Source organism: Nocardia sp. CY15 (assembly GCF_009829295.1).
GTDB classification, from domain to species: Bacteria; Actinomycetota; Actinomycetes; order Mycobacteriales; family Mycobacteriaceae; genus Nocardia; species Nocardia sputi.
The window spans coordinates 82,600-92,156 of sequence record NZ_VUOT01000029.1; the positions used below are offsets into that span (position 1 = coordinate 82,600).

At 69.9% G+C, this 9,557-nt stretch carries 12 protein-coding genes and 1 tRNA gene; 6 read left to right on the forward strand and 7 right to left on the reverse strand.

Translation table 11 applies throughout. The annotated features are described in order from the left end of the window. Window positions 1-22 precede the first annotated feature (22 nt). Window positions 23-688: a TetR/AcrR family transcriptional regulator gene (locus tag GVY39_RS26465; RefSeq protein ID WP_159929274.1), complete on the forward strand. Its 666-nt coding sequence runs from the start codon at window positions 23-25 to the stop codon at window positions 686-688. Here the strand turns inward: GVY39_RS26465 and GVY39_RS26470 are convergent. Continuing rightward, window positions 672-1,298, reverse strand: coding sequence for a TetR/AcrR family transcriptional regulator (locus GVY39_RS26470; RefSeq protein WP_159929276.1), 627 nt, complete (start codon window positions 1,296-1,298; stop codon window positions 672-674). The genes GVY39_RS26465 and GVY39_RS26470 overlap by 17 nt on opposite strands. 156 nt (window positions 1,299-1,454) lie before the next feature. On the opposite strand from GVY39_RS26470, the gene GVY39_RS26475 reads away from it, so the two are divergent. Then, the gene (locus tag GVY39_RS26475) at window positions 1,455-1,907 is read left to right on the forward strand and encodes a hypothetical protein (RefSeq protein ID WP_159929278.1); all 453 of its coding nucleotides are present in this window, start codon (window positions 1,455-1,457) and stop codon (window positions 1,905-1,907) included. Window positions 1,908-2,204: 297 nt separating this feature from the next. Further along, window positions 2,205-2,738 carry a hypothetical protein gene (locus GVY39_RS26480; RefSeq protein ID WP_159929280.1) on the forward strand — a complete coding sequence of 178 codons (534 nt, stop codon included), beginning with the start codon at window positions 2,205-2,207 and terminating at the stop codon, window positions 2,736-2,738. A 167-nt stretch (window positions 2,739-2,905) separates the two neighbouring features. On the opposite strand, the gene GVY39_RS26485 is transcribed toward GVY39_RS26480, so the two are convergent. From GVY39_RS26485 to GVY39_RS26505, 5 genes are all read right to left on the reverse strand, one after another. After that, a tRNA-Ala gene (locus tag GVY39_RS26485) sits at window positions 2,906-2,978 on the reverse strand. Between the two features lie 90 nt (window positions 2,979-3,068). Further along, window positions 3,069-4,223 (reverse strand): gephyrin-like molybdotransferase receptor GlpR, encoded by a 1,155-nt coding sequence (gene glpR, locus GVY39_RS26490; protein WP_159929282.1) that lies wholly within the window; start codon window positions 4,221-4,223, stop codon window positions 3,069-3,071. Between the two features lie 260 nt (window positions 4,224-4,483). After that, window positions 4,484-5,134: a GNAT family N-acetyltransferase gene (locus GVY39_RS26495; protein WP_159929284.1), complete on the reverse strand. Its 651-nt coding sequence runs from the start codon at window positions 5,132-5,134 to the stop codon at window positions 4,484-4,486. Between the two features lie 12 nt (window positions 5,135-5,146). After that, entirely contained in the window at window positions 5,147-6,403 is a 1,257-nt protein-coding gene (gene glp, locus GVY39_RS26500) for a gephyrin-like molybdotransferase Glp (RefSeq protein ID WP_159929286.1), read from the reverse strand. A gap of 167 nt (window positions 6,404-6,570) precedes the next feature. Further along, complete coding sequence (locus tag GVY39_RS26505) at window positions 6,571-7,527, reverse strand: UTP--glucose-1-phosphate uridylyltransferase (protein ID WP_159929316.1); 957 nt, start codon at window positions 7,525-7,527, stop codon at window positions 6,571-6,573. A gap of 68 nt (window positions 7,528-7,595) precedes the next feature. On the opposite strand from GVY39_RS26505, the gene GVY39_RS26510 reads away from it, so the two are divergent. The 3 genes from GVY39_RS26510 (at window position 7,596) to GVY39_RS26520 (ending at window position 9,318) form a co-directional block, all read left to right on the forward strand. Beyond that, a complete protein-coding gene (locus tag GVY39_RS26510; protein ID WP_159929288.1) occupies window positions 7,596-8,204 on the forward strand; it encodes a 5-formyltetrahydrofolate cyclo-ligase in 609 nt (202 codons plus the stop codon). A gap of 69 nt (window positions 8,205-8,273) precedes the next feature. Beyond that, the gene (locus GVY39_RS26515; RefSeq protein WP_159929290.1) at window positions 8,274-8,564 is read left to right on the forward strand and encodes an FmdB family zinc ribbon protein; all 291 of its coding nucleotides are present in this window, start codon (window positions 8,274-8,276) and stop codon (window positions 8,562-8,564) included. 88 nt (window positions 8,565-8,652) lie between these two features. Further along, on the forward strand, window positions 8,653-9,318 hold the full coding sequence (locus GVY39_RS26520) for an SAF domain-containing protein (protein ID WP_159929292.1): 666 nt from the start codon (window positions 8,653-8,655) through the stop codon (window positions 9,316-9,318). A gap of 113 nt (window positions 9,319-9,431) precedes the next feature. On the opposite strand, the gene GVY39_RS26525 is transcribed toward GVY39_RS26520, so the two are convergent. Then, on the reverse strand, window positions 9,432-9,557 hold a 126-nt coding region (locus GVY39_RS26525), incomplete at its 5' end, for an MspA family porin (RefSeq protein WP_201295359.1).

Sequence of the window (9,557 nt, forward strand, 5' to 3'; positions counted from 1 at the left end):
TTGACTGTGTCAAGCTGGCGTGGTGACCCGTACCGTCAGCGGCACCTACCGCGGAACCTCCACGGCCGAGCGCCGGGAGGACCGGCGCAGGAGGCTGCTCGACGCCGCCCTGGACATCATGGGCACCCAAGGCCTGTCGGCATTGACCGTGCGTGGAGTGTGTGAACAGGCCAAGGTCGGCCCGCGCTTCTTCTACGAAGCCTTCCCCGACCTCGACGCGCTCGCCTCCGGCGTGCTGGCCGAGATCCAGCAGGCGGCGCTCGACCGGGCCAAGGCCGCGATCGCCGAGACCACGGGCACCCCGGGCGACCGGATCCGCGCCGGGGTCGCCGCCCTCATCGTCGAACTCACCGACGATCCGCGGCGGGCGAGAGTGGCGTTCGCCCAGACCTACGGCGACGAGGCGCTGATGCGCAGCCGTTTCGCGGGCATGCGGCAGGTGGCCGACGTCATCATCGAGCAGACCCGCCTGGTACTCGAGCTGCCCGAAGGGCAGGACACCGCGATCGCCGCCACATCCCAGCTGATCACCGGCGGCGCGGCCGAACTGGTCCTGGTCTGGCTGGACGGCGGGCTCGACGTCGACCGTGACGGACTGATCGCCCTGCTCGCCGATTTCACCGTCGCGATGATCGATCGGCTGCCCGCGGTCGCCGGACGGCTGTCGGGCCTCACACCAGGTTCTTGATCAGCGCGGACATCAGCGGCTCGCGCAGTCCCGGTAGCGCCGAGAAATCGCCCGCGACGACTCGGTTGGTGGCCAAGGAGACCACCGCGCCGATCACCGCCTCGCCCATCAGCCGCTGATGCGGCCGGGTCGTGCCGAACGCCGCCGCGAATCCGTCCACCAAAGCGGCCTGAGCCGCCAGCCGCCGCTGGAGCACCGGCCGTCCCGCCGCATACACCTCCACCAGGAACACCTTCGCCACCTGCGGCTCCTGCGCCAGAGTGGACAAGTACGCGTCGAGGGCGCGATCCATCCGCTCGAGCGAGGTGCCGTCGGCCGCGAGCGCGTCCCCGATCCGGGTCATCACGATCTCCACGGCCATGTCGTAGGCGGCGAGGAAGCACGCCTCCTTGTTCGCGAAATGCTGATAGAAGGTCATTCGCGAAACCCCGGCTCGTTTCAGGACGTCCGCCACCGTCGCCGCCGCGTAACCCTTGTCCGCGGCGACTTCGATCATCGCAACGAGCATGCGGGCGCGCTGGGCGGCCACCACCTCTTCCGGCGCGATGCCGTGGTTGCCGCCGTGCAGTTTTCCGCCCGCCCGCGCCTTCAGCAACGATCCTCGCTCCACATCCCGATGCTATGCATTCGCCCCTCCGGGCGCGTGTCCTTCGAACACCGCCGCCCACGATCCGTGGCTTCGGCGGAAATCGGGTGGAGAACGGTTCCGGACAGGCACAATGGCCGTCCGAGCGTGCTCATTTCGAGAGAAGGAGCGTGATCCCCAGTGCGAGGCAGGCAGCTGACCGGACGAAGCGCCCTGGTCGCGGCGCTGTGCACAGGAGCGTTCGCGGCATCCGCGGGCCCTGCCACCGCGGATGACCCCGCGTTCGTGAGCATCGGAGTAATACACACCTTCGGCGACACCTGCTACGGCCAAGGCCGAGCAGGCGTGTCCTCACCGACCGGAACCCCCGGCGTCGCCCGTTTCGGCATCAGCTTCGTCAGCTACACCCCCATGGGCATGCCGTGCTCCTTCACGGCGTTCGCCCACTGGCGCAACCTCGACAGCGGGGCCGCGGGCACCGTCGCCGTCCCGGTCACCGACAACACCGCGTGGAACCAGACACCCGCAACCATCTTCGCCGCCTTACCCACCGGCCCCGGCCGCGTGCGGGTCGACGTCACCACCGACTACCTCCACGTGTCCGCGCCGACCGTCGAAATCCGGATCCGCTGAGCTTCGCGACCCTGGCAGGAGTCGAGAAAGCAGCTTCGGAGCGAAGCTGATCCGATCCCTGGTGCTTCACACAGCACGGCGCACCCGGGCCGGACGAAAGGGACCTGCGAAACGCTCGGCGGACCCGGAGGGCGGCGGCCGATAGCGATGCGCGGGCAGTGGCCGGGTCCTAGACTGGGTAATCGCGGCACGGTCGACCGTCGAAGCGCTACGGCACCTCCACGATCGGCACAATTCGAAGTCCCGATCCGGCACGGGCTCGGTATCTCCGGCCCGGTTTCCATGGAGGAGGGCCGCATGCCCGACCCGTTCCATATGCGCGTCTGTCTACTCGGCCAGGGTTGTGTCTGCCCGACGGTCACCCTGTTCCTCGCCCCGGAGCCCTTGATCCCCGGCGGCACCATGCTGCACCTACTCGAACAGGCCCCGCTTTCCGACGACACCGGCACACCGATCCCCGACGCCGACGTGATCGACCTGGTGCAGAGCGAGTCGGCTTCCTCCGCACCCCTGCGCACCGAACTCCAGGAGTTCCGATCCGCCCGCCCCAACCCCCACCAGGTGCACGACATCCTGTACGACCACCACATCACCGACGCCGCACCGATGGGCTTGGACGTCAGCGACCCCGCCGAACTGACACGCCTGGCGCTACTCCCCGAACACCCCATCGGCTACCGCCGCATCGACGACTTCCAACAGGAGGCGACCGCCCGAGCCATGCTCGCGATCTACCGCCTCTTCGAAGTAGACCAACGCGCCCGCCTCATGTACCACGGCTTCGCCGACCCCACCACCGGCTGGTTCGCCCTGCGCACCGCCATCGCCTGAGCAACGTCACGCTCGAAGCCGCTGCCAGAGCTGGATCCTCGGCCTCGACGCACACACGGCATCCGCTACGAACCCCCACCTGCGCGAACACCGGGTGGCCCGCAGACACCCAGGCGAAATGCAGAAGGCCCACACTCTCCAGGAGCGTGGGCCTGCGACGAACGGAGTGGAGCTAAGGGGAATCGAACCCCTGACCTTCTCGATGCGAACGAGACGCGCTACCAACTGCGCTATAGCCCCGTGCGGTTCCGGGGAACCGCGCTGTGACACTGTATCAGGCCGGGCCGCCAGACTCCGAATCGGTGCCCTGACCTGGTCGAATGGTCGGAATCACGCGCCGGCGGCGCGGCGGACGTCGCCGCTGGTGCGGGTGCGCAGGGCGCGGGCGGTGGCGGGGTCGAAGGGATCGAGGTGGGCGAACATGGGGTCTTCGTCGTCGAGTTCGATCAGTGTGGAGCGGCGGCGGAGGGTGCGGGCGGTGTCGCGGTCCATGGCGCCGTGCGGGGAGCGGGCTCGGCGCGCGCGTGGATCGCCTTCGTCCGCCTGGCCACGGTTGAGGCGCGCCGCGCGCCTGCGGCGGATCTCCTCCTCCATCCGCACCTGCTTGCGCAGGTAGGCCAGGTAGGTCACCAGCACGGTGGCGGCGAGCCCGCAGACCCACCACAGCAAGGGGGTGAACACGAGCGCGAGCGCGCCGGACAGGACCGCAGTCAGCAGCAGGCCGAGCACGGCACGCTGCCGGAAGGTGTAGCGGGCCGCGCGGGCGATGGCGTCGGCCTCGGGGTCGAAGCCGCCGCGGCCACGGCGGGAGGGGACGAACTCCGGTTCCCCCGAGCCGTCGTAGTCGTCGTAGTCCTCGTCGTCGTAGTCCTCGTAGTCGAAGTCCACGCGGGCGGGCACGGTGGAGCGCGCGGGTGGGATTCTGGCCGCGACCGGCTCGGGGTGGTGTGCGCGCACGCCGTCATCATCGGTTTCCGCGTCGATCTTCGCAGCGACTTCGGCGGCTTCGTCGTCGTCTTCCGACTCGTCTTCGTCCGGTGCGGCGGTCGCGAGGTCCTCGACCTCGGTGTCGTCCGTTTCGGCGGCAGCGATGCCGGATGCCGCGGCAGCGATGTCCGACGCCGCGGCAGCGATGTCCGACGCCGCGGCAGCGATGTCCGACGCCGCGGCGTCGTCGGCCGCGGGCGTGTTCTCCTCGTCGGTCTCGGTGACGGGCTCGTCGGCCGGTGTCGTCATCCGGTCCTCCGCATCATCGCTGTGGGCGTACTTTCTCGGTTCGCGGCGGGGCCGCCAGTTCGGATCGGTTTCGTGCCCGGCGGCCGGGCCTTTCCTGAGACGTCGTTTGCCTCCGCCACGGTGCAGGACCCGGGTCGCCAGCGCGGCGTCGGTGGTCCGGCGGATTCTCGGGTGGCGGTCGGCGAGGATCGGGAAAAGGACGAAGACCCAGAGCACGACGAGTCCGATCCACAGGATCGAATTCGGCATCGCGTCAGCACCTCCGTCCCGCCTGGGTTTTGTCCGGCTCGGCCCGCCAACGGTGCGTCAGACGCCCCGCGCTCGGCCGGCCCCCGTCCGACGCAGCGGCGCGGACGCCGGTCCCCTCGCAGGCTCCCTGCCGATGACGCAAGACGCACCATCGACGTCCGTAGGCTAATTCCGGGTAGCACCAAGTTCCGGCAGGCGCGCCGTGCACATCCGCCACACCTGTCACACTTCCACCATGCCACCGCGGCCGGTGGCCGGTTCTACAGCAGGGTGACGCGCCCCTCTCGCACCAGCCGGTCCAGAACCGTTCCGACCACTTCCTCGACGGTCATGCCGACCAGCAGGTGATCCCGCCAGTCGCCGTCCACGTCGAGGTAGCGCCGCAACAGGCCCTCTTCCCGGAAACCGACATTGCGCAGCACCGCCTGGCTGGCCAGATTCTCCGGTCGCACGGTCGCCTCCACCCGATGCAGGCCGACCGGCCCGAAGCAGTGATCCAAGCCGAGCGCCAGCGCGGCCGTCGCGACGCCTTGCCCGCTGAGATCCTTGGCCACCCAGTAACCGATCCAGGCCGACCGCAGTGCGCCGCGCACGATATTGCCGACGGTCAACTGCCCGCTGAACACGCCGTCGACCTCGATGACCAACGGGATCATCGCGCCGCGCCTTGCCTCCGCTTTAAGGCTCGACCACAGCGAGGGCCAGTTGGAGGCGTGGTTGCGCGCCTCCCACGACCCGCGACCGGTCGGCTCCCATGGCTCGAGATGCGCCCTGTCCCGCAAGCGGATCCGGCTCCAAGCCGCCGCGTCACGCAGCCGCACCGGACGCAAGGTCACCTGTCCCGCGGCCACGCGGACCGGGCCCAACCGCGCGGGCCACCCCGGGTGCTGTGTGGCCCGGAAGACGTTCATGGCTTCCACGTCTCAGCCACGCTGCGCCAGAAAGGCGACTTGGACCTCGTCACCGGTACGGATCTCGGTGTCGTCCGGGTCGATCACGATCAGGCTGTTCGCCTCGGCGAGCGTGGCGAGCAGGTGTGAGGACGAGTTCGCGCCGCCGAGCGGTTGCACCAGGTATTCACCGGTCGCCTCGTCCCGCATGAGCTGAGCGCGCAGGTATCCCTTGCGTCCTGCCATGGAACTGATCGGCGTGATGGTCCGCGCGCTGATGATCCGGCGCATGGGATGCCTGCGCCCCAACGCGATTCGGATCAAGGGGCGCACCATCACCTCGAACACCACCAGCGCGCCCACCGGATTGGACGGCAGCAGGAAGGTCGGTACCTCGTCGCGGCCGAGGCGGCCGAAGCCCTGCACCGAGCCCGGATGCATGGCCACACGGGTGATCTCGAGTTCACCGAGCCCTTCGAGCGCCTCCCGGATCTGCTCGGAGGCCCAGCCGCCGACCGCGCCCGCGATGACGACCACCTCGGCGCGCACCAGTTGCCCCTCGACCACGTCGCGCAACCGGCGCGGATCGGAACCGACGATGCCGACGCGGTTCACATCCGCGCCGGCATCGCGTGCGGCCGCGGCCAGCGCGTAGGAGTTCACGTCGTACACCTGGCCGGGGCCGGGCGTGCGGTCGATATCGATCAGCTCTTCGCCCACCGAGATCACCGATAGTCGCGGGCGCGGGTGCACCAGCACCTTGTCGTGACCGACCGCGGCGAGCAGACCGACTTGCGCGGCGCCGATGATGGTTCCCGCACGTACCGCGACGTCGCCCGGCTGGACGTCGTCACCGACGCGCCGGACGTAATCGCCGGAGCGCACCGGCTCGTACACCTTTATCCTGGCCCGCCCCCCGTCGGTGAAATCCAACGGGAGGACCGCGTCGGCGAGGGTCGGCATCGGTGCGCCGGTATCCACCCGGACGGTCTGGCGCGGCTGCAAGCGGATCGGCTGACGGGAACCGGCGACCACCTCGCCGACCACCGGGAGGGTGAGGTCGACGAGTTCGCCGTCTTCGTCGCGGATGTCCGCACCGGCCGAGGCGACATCGACGCTGCGCACGGCGTAGCCATCGATGGCGGCCTGGTCGAAGCCGGGCAACGGCCGCTCGGTGACGACGTCCTCGGCGCACAGCAGGCCCTGTGCCTCGGAAATCGCGACCCGGACCGGCCGGGGCGCGACCGCCGCGGCGGTCACCTTGATCTGCTGATCCTCAACCGAGCGCATCCAGCCCTTCCTGATCCTCTCCGCACTTCAACCGATCCGCACTTCAACCGACTTCGCTGCGCGGGCGCGCGCGATCCAGCCGCGGCGCAAGCGCATTCGCGCGCACCGCGGTGAACCATCATTCGTACCCGACGCTTCACGCTCGGCGAAACCCCCGGCCGGGTCCGTCAGTCGTCGGTCGTCAGCTGCGGATCCCAGTCCGGACCGAGGCGGTACTGCAGCCACTCCCGCAGGGCGGGGCCGTATTCCTCTCGTTCCAGTGCGAAATCGACCGCAGCACGAAGATAACCGCCCGGGTTGCCCAAATCGTGGCGCGACCCACGGTGCACCACGACATGAACCGGGTGTCCCTCGGCGATCAGCAGGGCGATGGCGTCGGTGAGTTGCAGTTCGCCACCCGCGCCGGGCTCGATGCGGCGCAACGCGTCGAAGATCGCGCGGTCCAGCAGGTATCGGCCCGCGGCAGCGAAGGTCGACGGCGCGTCGGCGAGGGCGGGTTTCTCCACCATCCCCTTGACACGCAGGACGTTCGGGTTGACCGCGTCCGGCACCGGCGCCACGTCGAACACGCCGTACGCGCTGACCTCGTCCTTGGGCACGTCGATGGCGCACAGCACCGTGCCGCCGCGCTTACGGCGCACCCGGCTCATCACGTCGAGCACGCCGCGGGGCAGCACGAGGTCGTCGGGCAGCAGGACCGCGATGGCGTCCTCGTCGTCGTCGAGGGCCTGTTCGGCCTGGGCCACGGCGTGCCCGAGCCCGAGCGGCTCCTCCTGCACCACCGAGGTGACGTCGAGCAGTCCCGGCGCCTTGCGCACCTTCTCGAGCAGCTTGAACTTGCCGCGCTCGGCCAGCGTGCTCTCCAGCACGAGGTCCTCGACGAAATGGGCGACCACGCCGTCCTTGCCGGGGGACGTGACGATCACCAGCCGTTCGGCGCCGGATCCGGCCGCCTCGGCGGCGACCAGCTCGATGCCGGGGGTGTCCACCACCGGGAGAAGTTCCTTGGGCACCGTCTTGGTCGCGGGCAGAAACCGTGTTCCGAGCCCGGCCGCGGGCACCACGGCCGTACGGAAGCACGACACCACCGCGGCGTCACCGGGCTGTCCGGCCTTTGCTGTCATACGCATACCCTATCCATCCATCACGCCGCCGGATCGGCGTCGCGCCGACCCGGTTCCGGGGTGAGCCTATGGTGATCACTGTGAAGATGCCCGGCGAGCGCGATAAACATGCATGGCGCATCGAACTCCTCGCCCAACGGGCTGTGATGAGCGCCACGGAGCGGGAAAACGAAGCGTTCGCCCTGGCCACGACGGTCGGCGCGGTGGGAGCGCGCGGGTGGGTCTGCGCGTATGTGCCGATCGCGGGCGAACCGGGATCGACGGCGATGCTGGACGCGCTGCTGGCCGGCGGCGCGCGCGTGCTGCTGCCGGTCACCGGCCCGCCGGGGCCGCTGAGCTGGGCCGAGTACACCGGCGCGGATGCGCTGCGCCGCGCCCGCTACGGGTTGCTGGAACCCATCGGCGCCGTGCTGCCTCCGGACGCCGTGACCAGGGCGGAGCTGATTCTGGTCCCCGCGCTGGCGGTGGACCTGCGCGGCGTGCGACTCGGCCGCGGCGCGGGCTATTACGACCGCACGCTGCCCGCCGCACGGCCGGACGCCAGGCTGGTCGCCGTAGTCCGGGACGACGAACTCCTCGACCGGCTCCCCGAGGAACCGCACGACCTGCGGATGGGCTGGGCGCTCACGCCACGGGGCGGGCTGCGCCGGCTGGGCGACCATTACGCTGGGGAATGAAGCAGCGATTGGCGGTGTTGGCACTGTCGGCTGTAGAGTGCTAGATCGACGAACACCGCGGAGGATCCTGTGCCTACTTACTCGTATGCGTGCACCCAGTGTGACAACCGCTTCGACATCGTTCAGTCCTTCACCGACGAGGCGCTGAGCGTGTGCTCGGAGTGCTCCGGAAAGCTGCGCAAGCTGTTCAACTCGGTCGGCATCGTCTTCAAAGGCAGCGGCTTCTACCGCACCGACAGCCGCGGTGGCTCCTCCACCGCGAGCGAGCCCGCCAAGTCCGAGAGCAGTTCGAGTTCGTCTTCGGACTCCGGGTCGTCGAGCGGGTCCACCGCGTCCACCAGCACGGCCGTGGCCAGCTGATTCGATCGGTTTTCCACAGCCGGTCAACTATCCACAGGGCACCGCGATCCCGGCCGGGCGAGGGTAAGTCCGGCCATAGGATCCGGCCATGACTCGTGCACTCGCCGACCTCGGCCGCGGCGGCTGGAATCCTTCCGGGTGGCAGCGACCGCCCTGGGCCGACGCCGTGCTGGCCAGACGGCTGCTCGCCGCCGCTCTCGCCGCGCTCGCGGCGTTCCTCTTCCTGCGTGGCGACCCGGACGCCGAGACCACGACGGTCGTGGTCGCGGGCCGTGATCTGGCCCCGGGCCGACTCCTCGAGGCGAGCGACCTGCGCTCCGCACCCCGCGAGGCGGGCACGTTGCCCGCGGGGGCCGTCGCCGATCCCGCCGCGCTCGTCGGCGCGACGCTGACCGGCGCCATGCGGCAGGGCGAGGTGTTCACCGACTTGCGGGTCGTCGGTCCGCGCTTGGCCGCGGCGGCGACCGGCGGGCGCGAAGCGCGCATCGTGCCCATCCGCCTCGCCGACACGGCGGTCGCCGACATCCTGCGCGCGGGCGATCGCGTCGACGTCATCGGCGCGGAAGAGGCGAACGGGCCCGGTACCCGCCCTGCCCGCACCCTCGTCACCGATGCCGCCGTCATCCTGGTCTCCGGCGCGGGTGCGGGACGGGGAACCACGGACCGCGTGGTCTTGGTCGCGATGGACGCCGAGCACGCCACCGCCGTGGCGGGGGCGTCGCTGCGCACCGCGCTCACCGTCGTCTTCCACTGATCCGCCGACCATGTTTCGCGAAATCTTCGGCGGCGGCTCGTGCGGCATCCACGCGGAAACGGGCCCGTCCACGGCGACAGGCCCGTTCCGTTGTGCGAGTGGATATCCGGCGCTCAGCCGAGGCTGAAGGGTGCTCCCCACAGCGTCACCCAGGTGATGACATTGTCGGTTTCGACCTCGACGCTCACGAAAGCACGCGCCTGGGCATAACCACCACAGCCATTGAGACCGATGGTCTC

Bases quoted from the DNA above. Each gene is read 5' to 3' on its own strand.
- GVY39_RS26520 (WP_159929292.1), top strand. From the start codon at position 8,653: ATGACTCGTGCACTCGCCGACCTCGGCCGCGGCGGCTGGAATCCTTCC.
- glpR (WP_159929282.1), bottom strand. From the start codon at position 4,223: ATGCCGAATTCGATCCTGTGGATCGGACTCGTCGTGCTCTGGGTCTTC.
- GVY39_RS26505 (WP_159929316.1), bottom strand. From the start codon at position 7,527: ATGACAGCAAAGGCCGGACAGCCCGGTGACGCCGCGGTGGTGTCGTGC.
- GVY39_RS26495 (WP_159929284.1), bottom strand. From the start codon at position 5,134: ATGAACGTCTTCCGGGCCACACAGCACCCGGGGTGGCCCGCGCGGTTG.
- GVY39_RS26480 (WP_159929280.1), top strand. From the start codon at position 2,205: ATGCCCGACCCGTTCCATATGCGCGTCTGTCTACTCGGCCAGGGTTGT.
- GVY39_RS26510 (WP_159929288.1), top strand. From the start codon at position 7,596: ATGGTGATCACTGTGAAGATGCCCGGCGAGCGCGATAAACATGCATGG.
- glp (WP_159929286.1), bottom strand. From the start codon at position 6,403: ATGCGCTCGGTTGAGGATCAGCAGATCAAGGTGACCGCCGCGGCGGTC.